The sequence below is a fragment of the Streptomyces sp. GL_141 genome (assembly GCF_057834385.1).
Genome location: NZ_CM174402.1, coordinates 2,706,009 through 2,719,809, shown reverse-complemented (window position 1 = coordinate 2,719,809; position 13,801 = coordinate 2,706,009). Strand labels below are relative to the sequence as shown.

The window sequence follows — 13,801 nt, the reverse complement described above, 5'->3', positions numbered from 1 at the left end:
GGTCACCGCCCCGCGTCCACCACGCCTCGGTCTCCCTGCTGTAGGCCGGCGGCCTGGACCGCTCGTCCGGTCGGAGGAGGCGGAGGAGGTGGCGGCCGGGGACGGGAGCGGGGCCTACTTCAGGCGCTCCTCGACGCGGGTGCGCATCGAAGCCATCGTGAAGCCCCTCGGGTCGATCTTGCCCGGGCGCCATTCCAGGTGGCCGATCACCGAGCGGGCGGTCCAGCCGTGGGCGCGGCACAGGGCGGCCGACGCGCGGGCCATCGCGTCGAGTTGGGCGGCCGGCCAGGGGTCCTCGCCGTCGCCGAGGTTCTCGCACTCGAAGCCGTAGAAGTGGCTGTTGCCGTCGGTGTTCGCGTGCTGGTCGGGCGGGAGGCGCTTCTCCGCGATCACCGCCGCCAGGACCTCGGAGTCGCCCGCGCCGGCGTGGTTGGCGCGGCCGTGGCCGACCAGGTGGACCCGGCCGTCCTTGGTGATCACGCCGTGGCAGAGCGGGCCGGGGAGGTCCGCGTGGCCGTCGCGGCAGAGCTGGACGGTGTACGGGGTCCCGCGCGTGACGGTGTGGTGGAGCATCACCCCGTGCACCGGGCCCCAGGGGCCCTTGTGGTTCCGGTTGCGGGTGCGCCAGCCGCCGACTTCGACGACCGTCAGGCCCTCGGCCCGCAGGGCGCTCAGGATCCGGTCCGCGGACAGGGGTGCGGACATGACCGCCTCCTTGGCTGTGAGTAGCCGAATGGTTACCCAACGTTTAGTGGAGGCGGTCATTCCGTCGCAAGGGCGCGCACCCGGCGCACGGATCACGCCGAGGCGAGCCACAGGTCGGGGCCGAAGACCTCGTAGGCGATGTCCGAGGGCGCCACGCCCTTGGCCATCAGCTGCTGGCGCGCCGCCCGCATGAAGGGGAGCGGGCCGCAGAGGTAGGCCTTGGTGCCGGGGGCGACCGGGACGGAGGTGAGGTCGAGGAGCCCCTCGCGGTCGCCCGGCCCGGCGTCGGCCTCGTACCAGAAGTGCGCCGTGGCGTCGGGGAGCTTGTGGGTCAGGGCGCGGTGGTCGGTGCGCAGGGCGTGGTCGGCGGGGGAGCGGTCGGCGTGCAGGACGGTGACGGGGGCCGCGTGCGCGGTGTCGGCAAGGTGTTCCAGCATCGAGAGCATCGGGGTGCAGCCGATGCCGGCGGAGGCGAGGATCACCGGCGCGGCGGAGTCCTGGAGGACCAGGTCGCCGTACGGGGCCGAGACGCGCAGGGTGTCGCCGGTGGCGACCTCGGCGTGCAGGTGGTTGGAGACCTCGCCGTCGGGGCCGGCGGCGGCCGGGCCGTGGACCCGCTTGACGGTGATCGAGCGGACCGGGGCCCCGGGGGCGCTGGAGAGGCTGTACTGGCGGATCTGGCGGGCGCCGTCGGGGAGTTCGACCTGGACGGAGACGTACTGGCCCGGCGTGAAGCCGGGCGCCGGGGAGCCGTCGGCCGGGGTCAGGTGGAAGGTGGTGCAGTCCGCGGTCTCCTCGACGCGGGCGGCCACCGTCCAGTCGCGCCAGACGTCTCCGGCGAGGACCTGCTGCTCGGCGTAGAGGCGCTCCTCGATGGTGATGAGGGCGTTGGCCATGAGCCAGTAGACCTCGTCCCAGGCCTCGGCGACCTCGGGGGTGACGGCCTCGCCGAGGATCTCCACGATCGCCTCGAAGAGGTGCTTGTGGACGATCGGGTACTGCTCGCGGGTGACGCCGAGGGAGGCGTGCTTGTGGGCTATGCGGTTCAGCATCACGTCGGGGCGGGCGTCGGGGTGTTCGACCAGGTGGGTCGCGAAGGCGGCGATGGAACCGGCGAGGGCCTGCTTCTGGAGGCCGGCGTTCTGGTTGCCGCGGTTGAAGAGGTCGCGGATCAGTTCGGGGTGGGCCGCGAAGAGCTTTCCGTAGAAGAGCTCCGTGATGTCGCCGATGGCCGCGCCCACGGCGGGCAGGGTGGCTCGTACGGTCGCGGTCGACTTCTCGGAAAGCATCGGGTGACTCCTCGGGTCGGGGTGGGTCGCGGAAGTGGAATATGAGATGCGTATTTATGGGCAGGGGTGCGGGCGTCCGTCGTGATGCGGATCTATGTTCGAAGTGTCTGCGTGGATCAGGCTATGCGGGCCCCGTGCCGGTGTGAACCGGCCATCCGGCCCCCGTCGTCAGGGCCTTCCGGCCCCCGGCGACCCGCCCGAAATGCCCAGCAGGAGCGGCCCGGTCGGGGCTGCGACCAGGTCGTTCACCGTCAGCGGGTCCAGGGAGGCGAAGAAGGCCTCCTGGGCCCGGCGCAGCGCCCCGCGCAGGACGCACGCGCTCCGCAGCGGACACGGGACGGTGCCGTCGCAGTCCACGACGTCACCGGCGCCCTCCAGCTCGCGGATCACCCCGCCCACCGAGGCGGCGCGCCCGGCGGGGGTCAGGGTGAGGCCGCCGCCGCGTCCGCGGCGGGCTTCGACCAGGCCGAGATGCTGCAGCTTGGCGACCACTTTGGCGGTGTGGGTGTACGGGACCTCCATGGTCGCCGCCACGTCGCGGGTGGTGGGGAGGTCCTCCTCCGCGACGGCCAGGCGCATCAGGACGCGCAGGGCGAGGTCGGTGAATCGGGTCAGCCGCATGGGTTCAGCGTAGAAAACTTGCATCCAGGGTGCAAATTAAAGAGAGGGTCGTCGCGCGGGATGGCTGAAACGGGTGGGGTCCAAGTGCCCCATGGGGCGGGAGTTGAACTCAAGAGAGTGCCCAGCCACGAACGGAGTAGTCCCACCCTTTTGTGTAATGGTCCCACCACGGTCCGTGCTGAAAGGCTCCTCCCGCAGATTCATGGAGTGATCGAAGGGGAAAACATGTCGGTCCAGGCAGGTTCCGAATCCGAGACCCAGGCACCGCAGCGCAGTCTGGGAACATCGGCCGCGCGGAACTTGGCAACCACGACCAAGTCCGCGCCGCAGATGCAGGAGATCACCTCGCGGTGGCTCCTGAAGATGCTCCCCTGGGTGTCCGTCCAGGGCGGCACGTACCGGGTCAACCGGCGGCTGAGCTACTCGGTCGGCAACGGCATCGTGGAGTTCATCAAGACCGGCACGCAGGTGCAGGTGATTCCGGCGGAGCTGGGGGAGCTCCCCGTGCTGCGCGACTACGACGACCCCGACGCGCTGGCCGAACTCGCCGCGCGCTGCCACCAGATCGACTTCGAGCCGGGCCAGGAGCTCACCTCCTTCGGCAGCCCCGCCGACAAGGTGTTCCTGCTCGCCCACGGGCGCATCGACCAGATCGGCCCCGGTCCCTACGGTGACGACGCCGTCCTGCAGACCGTCGCCGACGGGGCCTTCTTCGGCGAGGACTCCCTCGTCGACGAGGAGGCCATCTGGGAGTACACGGCCCGCGCCGCCACCGCCGGCACCGTGCTCGTCCTCTCCCGCCAGGACTTCCAGATCCTCGCCGACCGCGTCGACTCGCTGCGGGCGCACGTGGACTCCGTACGGTCCCTGCCCGAGCAGCGCACCAACAAGTACGGCGAGGCCGCGATCGACCTCTCCGCCGGCCACCAGGGCGAAGCCGTCCTGCCGGGCACCTTCGTGGACTACGAGGCCCGGCCGCGCGAGTACGAACTCTCCATTGCGCAAACGGTCCTGCGCGTCCACACCCGCGTCGCCGACCTGTACAACCAGCCGATGAACCAGACCGAGCAGCAGCTCAGGCTCACGGTCGAGGCGCTGCGCGAGCGCCAGGAGCACGAGATGCTCAACAACCGCGACTTCGGCCTCCTGCACAACGCCGACTACGACCAGCGCATCCAGTCCCACGACGGCGCGCCCAGCCCCGACGACATGGACCAGCTGCTCAGCATGCGGCGCGGCTCCAAGTTCTTCCTGGCCCACCCCAAGGCCATCGCCGCCTTCGGCCGCGAGTGCAACAAGCGCGGGCTGTACCCGGAGTCGGTCGAGATCGGCGGGCACCGGGTGCCGGCCTGGCGCGGGGTCCCGATGTTCCCCTCCAACAAGATCCCGATCAGCGACGCCCGTACGACCTCCATCCTCTGCATGCGCACCGGCGAGGACGAGTCGGGCGTGATCGGCCTGCACCAGCCGGGGATCCCGGACGAGATCGAGCCGAGCACCTCGGTGCGGTTCATGGGGATCAGCGAGCAGGCGATCATCTCGTACCTGGTCACCACCTACTTCTCCGCCGCGGTGCTGGTGCCGGACGCCCTCGGCGTCCTGGAGAACGTGGAGATCGCCCGCTGGAGCTGACCCGGCCGGCTCCGGCGCCGACGCCGGAGCGAGGGGAACGAGCCAGGACGGGACAGGACGGGACGGAGCGCACACGCCATGTCGACCACTGAGGCGATCACCACCAGCGAGGGGCAGGAAGCCGCCGTCCTGCTGGAGCGGACGAGAGAAACGGTCAACCCCGAACTGCGCCGGACCGTGGAGAGCCTGCCCGGCTCGATGCGGCGCGTGGCGATGTACCACTTCGGCTGGGAGCACGAGGACGGCACCCCGGCGGCGGGCAGCACCGGCAAGGCCATCCGGCCCGCCCTGGTGCTCGCCGCCGCGCAGGCCCTGCGCGGGGACGGGGTGGCCGGGGGCGCCGTGCGGGCGGCGGTGGCCGTGGAGCTGGCGCACAACTTCACGCTGCTGCACGACGACGTCATCGACAAGGACGTGCGCAGGCGCGGCCGGCCGACGGCCTGGACGGTCTTCGGCACCTCCGACGCGATCATCACGGGCGACGCCATGATGGCGCTCGCCCTGCGGCTGCTCGCCGAGGATCCGCATCCGGCCTCGGCGGCGGCCTCGGCACGGCTCGCCGCCTGCATCGTCGAACTGTGCGCGGGCCAGCAGGCGGACTGCGCCTTCGAGCAGCGCAACAGCGTCTCGCTCGACGAGTGCCTGACCATGGCGACGGCCAAGACCGGAGCCCTGCTGGGCTGTGCGTGCGCGCTCGGCGCCCTGTACGCGGGGGCCGGACCGGACGAGGTCGACGCCATGGACGCCTTCGGCCGGGAGGCCGGGCTCGCCTTCCAGCTCATCGACGACCTGATCGGCATCTGGGGGGACCCCGGCCACACCGGCAAGCCCGCCGGGGCCGATCTGCTGGCCCGCAAGAAGTCCCTCCCGGTCGTGGCCGCCCTCACCTCGGGCACCACGGCGGGGGAGGAGCTGGCCGCGCTGTACGCGGGTCCCATGAACGGGGACGACGTGGGCAGGGCTGCCGCAGCGGTGGAGCGGGCCGGCGGGCGGGACTGGGCGCAGGCCCATGCCGCCGACCGGATGGGGCGGGCGGTGCAGCAGCTGTCGCGGGCCGTCCCGGACCTGGGGGCGGCGGGCGGGCTGCTGGCGCTGGCGGAGTTCGTGACGCGGCGCACCAAGTAGGCGGGCCGGCGTACGGGCGAGCAGGCGTACGAAGTGACCGCGTAGGGGGCGAGGGGGACCCCCGGAGGCCTGTTCCGGTACCGCACGGTGCCGGAACGGGCCTTTCTGCGTCGGTGGGGCAACTCTAGGATCGCTCAAGGTTGTTGACACGTGAGCAATGCGAAGGGTGTGACCCATGGGGCTGGAGATACGTCAGGCCGGGCCGTCGGACCGGGATGCCGTGGCGCGGCTGCTCGACGAGGCCTTCCGCACGGATCCCGTGAGCAGTTGGGTGTTCCCGGACCCGGAGCACCGGGCCGCGGTGCACGGGAAGTTCCTGGGCGTCTTCGTGGACGTGGCACTGGCCGAGGGCCGGATCGACTGCGCGGTGGACGGTTCGGCGGCGGCCCTGTGGCTGCGGATCCCGGCGGCCGATCCGGAGGCCGGGCACGTCGAGGACGAGGTCCCGGCGAAGATGCGGGCCGTGGCCGACCCGGACAACGAGCGGTGCGAGCTGGTGGGCCGGCTCACGGGTGAGGTGCACCCGATGGCGGAGGAGCACGAGTACCTGCTGATGATCGCGGTCGCCCCCGGGCGGCAGGGCGAGGGGCTGGGCACGGAGCTGATCCGGCCGGTGCTGGAGCGCTGCGACCGCGAGGGCCTGCCGGCGTACCTGGAGGCGAGCAGCGAGCGCAGCAAGGGTCTGTACGAGCGGCTGGGCTGGCAGTTCACGGGCGAGGCGGTGCGGCTGCCGGACGGGCCGCTGATGTGGCCGATGTGGCGCAAGCCGCAGTAGCCGATTCCCTTGCGAGACCACTTCACCTGAAGTACTTTGATCGACGTGCCTCGATGGGGGTGCACTGTCGAACGGAAGAGAATCGCTTGCGCAAGCTCACCTACTTCGTCGCCACCACCGTCGACGGCTTCATCGGAGCCCCGGACGGCGACGCCGATTTCATCTACAGCCACCTCGACCAGGAGTTCATCGAGCACCTCAAGGCCGAGTACCCGGAGACCATCTCCACCCCGGGGCGCGCCCAGCTCGGAATCGCGGACGCCGCACCCAAGCACTTCGACACGGTGCTCATGGGGCGCGGGACGTACGAGCCCGGCCTCAAGCAGGGCGTGACCAGCCCCTACGGGCACATGCGCGAGCAGTACGTGGTCTCGCGCTCGCTCACCGCCGCGCCCGATCCGGCGGTGCGGCTGATCGAGGGCGATCTGGTGGAGAAGGTCCGTGAGCTGAAGGCCGAGGACGGGCTCGGCATCTGGCTGTGCGGCGGAGCGGACCTCGCGGGGCAGCTGATCGACGAGATCGACGCCTTCGTCGTCAAGACGTACCCGGTGTTCGTCGGCACCGGCATGCCGATGTCGCGCGCCGGCTTCGGGGCGCGCCCCCTGGAGCTGACCGGCTTCAAGGCCCTCGGCGGCGGCCAGGTCGTCACCTCGTACGCGGTCAAGCGCTGACCCGTTCGTACGCCGGCGGGCGCTGACCCGCCGAAGCGGCGAAACCGGCCTACCGTGGAGGTATGGCCGGTGAACAGCGGGAACAGCAGGCACACGGGACGGTCGCTCCGCGGGCCGGGCACGACCAGCAGTCGTGCCCGGCCTGCGGGAGCCCCGTCGACACGATGGTCGGACGGCGCAAATCCCTGGGGATCTTCGTTCCGGTGTGGACCCCCGGTCCCTGTCGGAACCGGGAGTGCACGGCGTACGAGCCCGGGTACGAGGAGCCCCGGGCCGAGGGGTCCTAGCCCTTCGCGTCCAGACCGGACGCGACGAGCCCGTTCGCCCACAGCTGGTTGACGCGCGAGCGCTCGGCGGAGTTCGGGGTGGCGTTCTGGCAGGAGGTGCCGGGGCCGCCGCCGGACATCAGCTCGCTGCATGGGCCCGAGTAGTGGTCCGGCAGGCCGAGCACGTGGCCGGTCTCGTGCGAGGTCACGCGCGTGGAGTTGTACTGCTGGTTCTGCCGGTAGTCCAGGAAGATGTAGCCCTGGCCGTGGCCGTTCGTGCTCGCGTACGAACCGCGCGAGTCGTTGCCCTCGTAGTACGCGAAGTTCCCGCCCGAGGACACCTCCTGCAGTTTGACGTTGGTCACCGAGCTGTTCCAGATCTGCGTGGAGCGCGCTATCTGGGTGCGGAAGCTGGGCGCGTTGCGGGTGTTGTAGGTGACGGTCACGGCCGCCAGGCCCGGGGTCGCGGCGCGCTGCTGGGCCACCGAGCGCTGCACGGCCTCGAAGAAGGCACGGTTGGCGGCCTGGTTCTCCTTCGACTGCTCGTACGCGGCGTACGTGGCCGGGCTGCCGGCGCCCGGGGAGGCCGAGGCGGTGGCGCCCGGGACGACGGCGCCGAGGACGGCGGCGATGCCGAGACCGACGGCGGACAGAGTGGTCTTGCGGGAGCGGCGCATGTGGGGGACTCCTGCTCATCCGGTGCGGTGGGGGGTCGTTCGGTACCGGAGTCTGCGGGAGCGGGAGGGGTCGGCGGATGATGTCAGACCCCGATAGTGCCGAGCTATCGGGAGGGTTTCGGAAGCCCAACTCCCGTGAGAATGGCGGGATTCGAGGGGATACCGGTTACTGGTGCGGTCGGCTCGGCCCGGCCTACTCTCGGGGCATGGAGCTTGAGGTCAGGCACCTGCGCGCCCTGTGCGCCATCGCCGACGCCGGCAGCCTGCACAAGGCAGCCCGGCAACTCGGCGTGAGCCAGCCCTCCCTGACGACCCAGTTGCGCCGCATCGAACGCGCCCTGGACGGGGAGCTGTTCCTGCGCGAGCGCACCGGATGCCGGCCGACTCCCTTCGGGCGCACCATCCTCGGGCGGGCACGGCCGCTCCTGGCCGAGATGGCCGCCCTCGTCGCGGAGGCCCGGTCGCTGTCGCAGGGTCCCCGGCTGCGGATCGGCTCGACGGCCAGCCGCGCCCTGCCCGGCTGGCTGCGGCGGCTGCACCGGCGGCTGCCCGACACGGAGACCGATCTGATGGTTGACGTGTCCGCCAACGCGCTGCTGCGGATGACGGCCTCGGGCCGGCTCGACGTGGCGTTCGTGCACGAGGTGGAGGGCAGCCCGCTGCTGGTGCCGGCCGGGCTGGAGCTACGGGTGCTGATGGAGCGGGAGCCGCAGTTCGTGTCCATGTCCCGGGACCATCCTGCGGCGGCGCGGGCCGTGGTGGAGCTGCGCGACCTCGCCGCCGACCGGTGGACCGTGGACCCGTCGGTGGACGGGGAATGGGACGGCCTGCGCCGGGTCCTCGCGGGCGCCGGCCTCGACCCGCCCCTGCTGCACGCCGATTACCACACGGCCGCCTCGCTGATCGCCTCCGGCGAGGCCGTCGCCCCCTGCCAGCCCACCTCAGGGGTGCGCGAGGACATGGCGATCCGGCCGCTCTCGGGCGATCCGCTCGCCGTACGCCTCCTCCTGGCGACCCGCCCCGGGGTGCACGCGCAGGTGTCCGACGGGGTGTACGAGGACCTCCGCGCGGCCTACCGCGAAGCGGCGCTGGGGACTCCGCCCTACCGGGCCTGGCTGCGCCGCAACGCGAGCCCGCTGCTGGCGGCGTAGAGGAGCCGGTCCGGACCGGAAGGCAGGTCCTAGGCCCGGCGGCGGGCCCGGTCGTAGGCCAGGGCGGCCGCGCCGTGGGTCACCAGGACGGTGCCCGCGGCCAGCCAGCCCGGGCTGCGGCGGCGGGCCGCCCACAGCATCAGGGGGGCTCCGGCGGCCAGTTGGGCCGCACCGGCCAGGCGGGCCTTGGGGCCCCGGAGCCACGGGCCGAGCGGGCTGTCCTCGACCACCGCGAGCTCCGCCCGCACCGTGTCGCGCCAGCCCGCCCACTCCACCCGCTCCGCCCCGGGCGCGACCCGGGCCGCCTCCCGGAGCCGGTCGGCCGGTTCGCCCGGGGCCAGGCCCGCCGGCAGTGCCAGTCCCGCGCGGGCCAGCAGCGCGATGACGCCGAGCAGCCGGGATTCGCCGTCGGCCGCCGGGTCGGGGCGGGTGAGGCGCTCCAGTTCCTCCAGGTCCAGCACCGGGTCCAGTCCGAGCCGCGCCGCCAGCACCCGCATGGCGTCCGCGTTCGGGGCGTACTGGGCGTCCGGGGCGTCCGGCTCGCCGTGCGGACGGCCCGCCGCGTCCCACGCGTAGGCAGCGGACCGGCGGAACCCGGAGGACAGCACGAAGCCGGTCCGGCCCTCCTCCCACCACAGGCTCAGCACCGGCCAGTTGGAGCTCAGCGCGACCGCCGCACCCCAGCCCGCCAGGACTTCGGCCACGGATTCCGCGCCGCCGAGCCAGGGCTTGGCCTCGGGCACCAGCACGCTCCACTCACCGGCGGGGGCCAGTAGCAGGCGTTCGCGCAGGATGTGCGCGGCGGGTCGGGCGGCGAGGGGCTCGGCGCGGCAGAGCAGCAGTCCGCCCGCCGTGGTCTGGGAGATCGACATGCCCACACGCTAAGCCAAAACGGCCCAAAGTGATGATTTTGGATCATCCCGACTCGCTTGACTTCCCACAACCGCGATATATCGTGTTGGTCAGAAGACGCGATATGTTGCGTGCACGTACGCCGAGGAGGGCCAGCACCATGGCAGAGGCAGCGCAGAATCCGCAGAATCCGCCGAAGGTATGGTCGGTCGCCGCACCGCAGAAGCTCACCTTCGAGGAGCCGGTCACCGAGGTCCGCGTCAGGGTGGTCGGCGGCACGGTCAACGTCGTCGCCGCCGATGAGGGCCCGGCCCGCCTGGAGGTCTCCGAGGTCGACGGCCCGCCCCTGCACGTGGTGCAGGAGGGCGGCGTCCTGACCGTCTCCTACGAGGACCTTCCCTGGAACGGAACCCAGGGGTTCAAGGAGTGGTTCGAGGCCAAGCCCTGGAAGGCCTGGTCCTCCGGCGGCCTCGGCCGCAAGGCCTGGGAGCGCAGCGCGACCGTGACCCTCACCGTCCCGGCCGCCGCCCGTGTCCAGTTGGCCAGGGTCGGTGCCACCGTCTTCGTGTCCGGCATCGAGGGCGGCACCGAAATCCACGGGGTCTCCGGCGAGACCACGCTCGTCGGGCTCTCCGGAAAGGTCAGGGCGCACACGGTCTCCGGCGGGGTCGAGGCCCAGTCCGTGACCGGCGAGCTCGGCTTCCACTCCGTGTCCGGCGGCCTGACGGTCGTCGACGGCGCCGTGGGCAACGTACGGGCCGACTCGGTCAGCGGGGACATGCTGATCGACCTCGCCCTCGACGACCGGCCCGAGCCGCGACCGGTCGACATCTCCCTCACCTCCGTGTCCGGGCAGGTCGCCATCCGCCTCCCGCACCCGGCCGACGCCCGCGTCGAGGCCAACACCGCCACCGGCGGCGTCTCCAACGCCTTCGAGGACCTGCAGGTCTCCGGTCAGCTGGGCGCCAAGCGGATCACCGGCACCCTGGGTGCCGGCGCCGGCACGCTGCGGGCCACCACCGTCTCCGGTTCCATCGCGCTGCTGCGCCGCCCGGCCACGGACCCGGCGGCCCCGGCCGCCCCCCTCGCGCTCGACAAGAAGGTGCTCTGACATGCCGCCCGTCTTCGCCCACGGCCGCCTCCGCCTCTACCTCCTCAAGCTGCTCGACGAGGCCCCGCGCCACGGGTACGAGGTGATCCGGCTGCTGGAGGAGCGTTTCCAGGGGCTGTACGCACCCTCCGCGGGCACGGTGTACCCGCGCCTGGCCAAGCTGGAGACCGAAGGCCTGGTCACGCACGCGACCGAAGGCGGGCGCAAGGTGTACTCGATCACCGACGCGGGCCGCGCCGAACTGGCCGACCGCAGCGGCGAACTGGCCGACCTGGAAGTGGAGATCCGCGACTCGGTCTCCGAACTGGCCGCCGAGATCCGCGCGGACGTGAGCGGCGCGGCGGGTGACCTGCGGCGCGAGCTGCGGGCCGCGGCCAGCGCGTCGGCCACGCAGGTGGAGGGCGAGTCCTGGACGGCCGCCAAGGAGGAGTTCCGCAAGGCGAAGGCCGAGTGGAAGGAACAGGCGCGCCGCGCGAAGGACGAGAGCCGCCGGGCCCGCGAAGAGGCCCAGCAGGCACGCCGACAGGCCAAGGAGGCGCAGGAGCGGGCCCGTGAGGAGGTCCAGCGCATCGCGGGCCAGCTGCAGGAGCAGTTCGCGAAGTCGGGCGGAGTCCTGGGCAGCCTGGCGGGAGCCTGGCTGGGCGGCACCGGCACCGGCTCGCCGACGGCGCCGTCCGCGCCCTCGGCGCCGTCCGAGCCCCCCGCCCGGTCGGCCGCCGCGGCACCCGCTCCCGACCCGGACTGGGCGCGTGACGTGCCGCCGACCGGGGACCCGGCCCGCGACCTGGACCGGCTGCTGGACCGCTTCCGCGACGACATCCGTGACGCGGCCCGCGACCGGGGCGTCAGCGACGAGCAGCTGGCGCAGGCCCGTAACCACCTGGCCGAGGCGGCCGCCCGCATCGCCGCGGCGCTCGGCCCGGCCTAGGCCGTCTCTTTCGGATCCTGCCTGGCCCGCGGCCGTCTCTTCCTCGCCGCGGCCGACCCCTGTACGGCCGCGGCGAGGTGGTTCAGCTTTCGGAGCCCGCGCGACGCATCCGTGCGGCGAGCAGGAGACCCGCGCCGGCGACGAGTGCGGTGCCCGCGCCGCCCGCGATCCAGCCGGAGTCACCGGCGCCGGTGTTGGCGAGGCCACCGTTGTTGCCGCCCTGGGGGGTGACAGCGGTGTTCCCGGAGCCGGGGGTGGTCGTGGGGGCGGGAGTGGGCGTGGGGGTGGGGGTCGGGTCGGGCTGCTTCCCCTCCTCCTTCTCCTTCTCCTTCTCCTTGTCCCGGTCCTCCTGGGCCTTCTTGTCCTTGGCGCGCGCCTCGTGCTGGCCCGTCTTCAGGAACTCGACGCGGTCGGCGGGAGTTCCGTTGAGCGCTGCGAGGCCTGCCTTGATCAGCTCCGGGCCCCCGCCGTCCATGATCTGTGCGATCTCGATCCGGTTGTCCTGGTCGCGCAGGTGGTGCTGGCCGGTCTTCAGGAACTCCACGCGGTCGGCGGGAGTGCCCTTGAGGGCCTTCTTGGCGCCTTCCTTCAGGTTGGGGCCGGCGCCGTTGATCAGCCGGGCGATGTCGACCTGGTTGTCCTCGTCGCGCAGTTCGTGCTGGGTGACCTCGTAGAAGTGGCGCAGCTTCGCCAGGTCCGAACCGTGGTTGGTGAGGACCGCGTTGATGCCTTCCTTCAGGCCGGGGCCGGCACCGTTCAGGAGGCGGAGGACGAGGATCCGGTAGTCGTCGAGGCGGATCGAGTGCTGGTCGGTCTCGATGAACTTGCGCATGGCCGCAGGGCCGTCGGCGATGGCCTTGTGGCCCGCTTCCTTCATGTGCTTGCTGGCCAGCGGGTCGGCGATGATCGCGAGGATCGTCTTGCGGTCCTGCTCGGCCTGGTCGTCGTCCGGCTGCCCGGCCGGCGGCGGAACCACTGGGGGCTGCTCGGCCGGCGGCTGCATCACGGCGGGCCGGTCGGGCGCGGTCGGAGCCGTGGGACTGGCGGGCACGCCGGTTTCCTCGCCGGTGGCGAAGGCCGGGGACGAGAGCAGCACGGCTGGGGCCAGCGCGGAAAGGGTGACCGCCGCAGCGATCCGGGACAACTTCACAGCAAAACCCCCAGGGGAGAACGTTCTTTCGCAGTACATGACTCGCCGGCCGCACAGATGGTTGTACGCCGCATCGAAGAACGTTGGGGAGGGGCCGCCGCTCAGTCCGTCAGGGCCGCCTCGGCTCCCGCGTAGGTGACCCCGTGGTCGCCCAGGACCTCGGCGGGCGTGCCGGGGCGGGAGAGGAGGGAGAGGAGCAGGTGGAGGGTGGAGATGTGGCGGTCCTTGCGGCCCAGGGCGATGCGCAGGGACTGCTCCAGGACCTTCTTGGCGCCCGGGCTGAACCGCGTACGGCCGGACCGGCCGCGCGGGACGGGGGCCGACAGGGCGCCTTCGCCGTGGGTCTCCTCGATGCGGGCGACGATCTCGGTGAGGTCGATGCCGAGTCCCGCGAGGGCTTCCTCGTCCGCCTTGGACATCCCGCCCCGGCGGCGGGCCGCCGCCAGGTCCGCGGCGATCGCGGCCCGGTCGACGCCCAGCGGGTCGAGGGCGCCCAGGGCAAGCAGGGACAGGAGCAGGTGCTCCTCGCCGACCCGCTGCGCCCCGGTCCGCTCGGCCTCGGCGACCGCGCCCGTCACGGTGGAGCGGGCGTCCTGGGTGAACCGTTCGAACATCAGAGCCTCCCGTGCTTCTTGTGTACGGCCTGCCGGCTGACGCCCAGCTCGGCCGCGATCTCCTGCCAGGACCAGCCCTGTGCACGGGCCCCGCGCACCTGTACGGCCTCCAGCTGCTCCAGCAGTCGCCGGAGGGCGGCCACGGCGCGCAGGCCCACGCGGGGGTCACGGTCACCGGCGCGCTCGGCCAGATCGGTAGCTTCCGTCATGGGTGTCAATGTAGGTTGACGCACG

The 13,801-nt window shown here is 72.3% G+C and carries 16 protein-coding genes; 8 read left to right on the top strand and 8 right to left on the bottom strand.

All coding sequences use genetic code 11. The annotated features are described in order from the left end of the window. Window positions 1-114 precede the first annotated feature (114 nt). The 3 genes from AC3IX6_RS11465 to AC3IX6_RS11455 all read right to left on the bottom strand — a co-directional run bounded on the left by AC3IX6_RS11465 (window position 115) and on the right by AC3IX6_RS11455 (window position 2,615). Window positions 115-705, bottom strand: coding sequence for an N-acetylmuramoyl-L-alanine amidase (locus AC3IX6_RS11465; protein WP_489370035.1), 591 nt, complete (start codon window positions 703-705; stop codon window positions 115-117). Window positions 706-797: 92 nt separating this feature from the next. Then, on the bottom strand, window positions 798-1,994 hold the full coding sequence (locus AC3IX6_RS11460; protein ID WP_489370034.1) for a globin domain-containing protein: 1,197 nt from the start codon (window positions 1,992-1,994) through the stop codon (window positions 798-800). A gap of 168 nt (window positions 1,995-2,162) precedes the next feature. Then, the gene (locus AC3IX6_RS11455; RefSeq protein ID WP_403712546.1) at window positions 2,163-2,615 is read right to left on the bottom strand and encodes an RrF2 family transcriptional regulator; all 453 of its coding nucleotides are present in this window, start codon (window positions 2,613-2,615) and stop codon (window positions 2,163-2,165) included. A gap of 225 nt (window positions 2,616-2,840) precedes the next feature. Here AC3IX6_RS11455 and AC3IX6_RS11450 point away from each other — a divergent pair, with 225 nt between their 5' ends. From AC3IX6_RS11450 to AC3IX6_RS11430, 5 genes are all read left to right on the top strand, one after another. Next, window positions 2,841-4,247: a family 2B encapsulin nanocompartment shell protein gene (locus AC3IX6_RS11450; RefSeq protein WP_489370033.1), complete on the top strand. Its 1,407-nt coding sequence runs from the start codon at window positions 2,841-2,843 to the stop codon at window positions 4,245-4,247. A gap of 78 nt (window positions 4,248-4,325) precedes the next feature. Beyond that, window positions 4,326-5,372 carry a family 2 encapsulin nanocompartment cargo protein polyprenyl transferase gene (locus tag AC3IX6_RS11445; protein ID WP_489370032.1) on the top strand — a complete coding sequence of 349 codons (1,047 nt, stop codon included), beginning with the start codon at window positions 4,326-4,328 and terminating at the stop codon, window positions 5,370-5,372. 175 nt (window positions 5,373-5,547) lie between these two features. After that, the gene (locus AC3IX6_RS11440) at window positions 5,548-6,147 is read left to right on the top strand and encodes a GNAT family N-acetyltransferase (RefSeq protein WP_489370031.1); all 600 of its coding nucleotides are present in this window, start codon (window positions 5,548-5,550) and stop codon (window positions 6,145-6,147) included. Between the two features lie 86 nt (window positions 6,148-6,233). Continuing rightward, window positions 6,234-6,818, top strand: coding sequence for a dihydrofolate reductase family protein (locus AC3IX6_RS11435; RefSeq protein WP_489370030.1), 585 nt, complete (start codon window positions 6,234-6,236; stop codon window positions 6,816-6,818). A gap of 62 nt (window positions 6,819-6,880) precedes the next feature. Beyond that, entirely contained in the window at window positions 6,881-7,105 is a 225-nt protein-coding gene (locus AC3IX6_RS11430; RefSeq protein WP_489370029.1) for a hypothetical protein, read from the top strand. On the opposite strand, the gene snpA is transcribed toward AC3IX6_RS11430, so the two are convergent. Then, complete coding sequence (gene snpA, locus AC3IX6_RS11425) at window positions 7,102-7,761, bottom strand: snapalysin (RefSeq protein ID WP_489370028.1); 660 nt, start codon at window positions 7,759-7,761, stop codon at window positions 7,102-7,104. The two genes, AC3IX6_RS11430 and snpA, sit on opposite strands and share 4 nt — an antisense overlap. A 206-nt stretch (window positions 7,762-7,967) precedes the next feature. Here snpA and AC3IX6_RS11420 point away from each other — a divergent pair, with 206 nt between their 5' ends. Further along, window positions 7,968-8,912 carry a LysR family transcriptional regulator gene (locus AC3IX6_RS11420; RefSeq protein ID WP_489370027.1) on the top strand — a complete coding sequence of 315 codons (945 nt, stop codon included), beginning with the start codon at window positions 7,968-7,970 and terminating at the stop codon, window positions 8,910-8,912. A 29-nt stretch (window positions 8,913-8,941) separates the two neighbouring features. Here the strand turns inward: AC3IX6_RS11420 and AC3IX6_RS11415 are convergent, their stop codons facing one another. Further along, the gene (locus tag AC3IX6_RS11415; protein ID WP_489371412.1) at window positions 8,942-9,778 is read right to left on the bottom strand and encodes a hypothetical protein; all 837 of its coding nucleotides are present in this window, start codon (window positions 9,776-9,778) and stop codon (window positions 8,942-8,944) included. A gap of 146 nt (window positions 9,779-9,924) precedes the next feature. On the opposite strand from AC3IX6_RS11415, the gene AC3IX6_RS11410 reads away from it, so the two are divergent. Both AC3IX6_RS11410 and AC3IX6_RS11405 read left to right on the top strand, forming a co-directional pair. Beyond that, window positions 9,925-10,875, top strand: coding sequence for a DUF4097 family beta strand repeat-containing protein (locus AC3IX6_RS11410; protein WP_489370026.1), 951 nt, complete (start codon window positions 9,925-9,927; stop codon window positions 10,873-10,875). A 1-nt stretch (window position 10,876) separates the two neighbouring features. Next, window positions 10,877-11,803, top strand: coding sequence for a PadR family transcriptional regulator (locus tag AC3IX6_RS11405; RefSeq protein WP_489370025.1), 927 nt, complete (start codon window positions 10,877-10,879; stop codon window positions 11,801-11,803). 82 nt (window positions 11,804-11,885) lie between these two features. On the opposite strand, the gene AC3IX6_RS11400 is transcribed toward AC3IX6_RS11405, so the two are convergent. The 3 genes from AC3IX6_RS11400 to AC3IX6_RS11390 form a co-directional block, all read right to left on the bottom strand. Further along, window positions 11,886-12,947 (bottom strand): ALF repeat-containing protein, encoded by a 1,062-nt coding sequence (locus AC3IX6_RS11400; protein ID WP_489370024.1) that lies wholly within the window; start codon window positions 12,945-12,947, stop codon window positions 11,886-11,888. Window positions 12,948-13,054: 107 nt separating this feature from the next. After that, window positions 13,055-13,567 carry a Clp protease N-terminal domain-containing protein gene (locus tag AC3IX6_RS11395; RefSeq protein WP_489370023.1) on the bottom strand — a complete coding sequence of 171 codons (513 nt, stop codon included), beginning with the start codon at window positions 13,565-13,567 and terminating at the stop codon, window positions 13,055-13,057. After that, entirely contained in the window at window positions 13,567-13,776 is a 210-nt protein-coding gene (locus AC3IX6_RS11390; protein ID WP_243336126.1) for a helix-turn-helix domain-containing protein, read from the bottom strand. Before AC3IX6_RS11390 ends, AC3IX6_RS11395 begins: the two co-directional genes overlap by 1 nt. Window positions 13,777-13,801 lie beyond the last annotated feature (25 nt).

What these genes read in the sequence shown, in the direction of transcription:
- AC3IX6_RS11410 (WP_489370026.1), top strand. Translation starts at nt 9,925, where the DNA reads ATGGCAGAGGCAGCGCAGAATCCGCAGAATCCGCCGAAGGTATGGTCG.
- AC3IX6_RS11430 (WP_489370029.1), top strand. Translation starts at nt 6,881, where the DNA reads ATGGCCGGTGAACAGCGGGAACAGCAGGCACACGGGACGGTCGCTCCG.
- AC3IX6_RS11440 (WP_489370031.1), top strand. Translation starts at nt 5,548, where the DNA reads ATGGGGCTGGAGATACGTCAGGCCGGGCCGTCGGACCGGGATGCCGTG.
- AC3IX6_RS11450 (WP_489370033.1), top strand. Translation starts at nt 2,841, where the DNA reads ATGTCGGTCCAGGCAGGTTCCGAATCCGAGACCCAGGCACCGCAGCGC.
- AC3IX6_RS11460 (WP_489370034.1), bottom strand. Translation starts at nt 1,994, where the DNA reads ATGCTTTCCGAGAAGTCGACCGCGACCGTACGAGCCACCCTGCCCGCC.
- AC3IX6_RS11455 (WP_403712546.1), bottom strand. Translation starts at nt 2,615, where the DNA reads ATGCGGCTGACCCGATTCACCGACCTCGCCCTGCGCGTCCTGATGCGC.
- AC3IX6_RS11390 (WP_243336126.1), bottom strand. Translation starts at nt 13,776, where the DNA reads ATGACGGAAGCTACCGATCTGGCCGAGCGCGCCGGTGACCGTGACCCC.
- AC3IX6_RS11395 (WP_489370023.1), bottom strand. Translation starts at nt 13,567, where the DNA reads ATGTTCGAACGGTTCACCCAGGACGCCCGCTCCACCGTGACGGGCGCG.
- AC3IX6_RS11405 (WP_489370025.1), top strand. Translation starts at nt 10,877, where the DNA reads ATGCCGCCCGTCTTCGCCCACGGCCGCCTCCGCCTCTACCTCCTCAAG.
- AC3IX6_RS11445 (WP_489370032.1), top strand. Translation starts at nt 4,326, where the DNA reads ATGTCGACCACTGAGGCGATCACCACCAGCGAGGGGCAGGAAGCCGCC.
- AC3IX6_RS11465 (WP_489370035.1), bottom strand. Translation starts at nt 705, where the DNA reads ATGTCCGCACCCCTGTCCGCGGACCGGATCCTGAGCGCCCTGCGGGCC.
- AC3IX6_RS11420 (WP_489370027.1), top strand. Translation starts at nt 7,968, where the DNA reads ATGGAGCTTGAGGTCAGGCACCTGCGCGCCCTGTGCGCCATCGCCGAC.
- snpA (WP_489370028.1), bottom strand. Translation starts at nt 7,761, where the DNA reads ATGCGCCGCTCCCGCAAGACCACTCTGTCCGCCGTCGGTCTCGGCATC.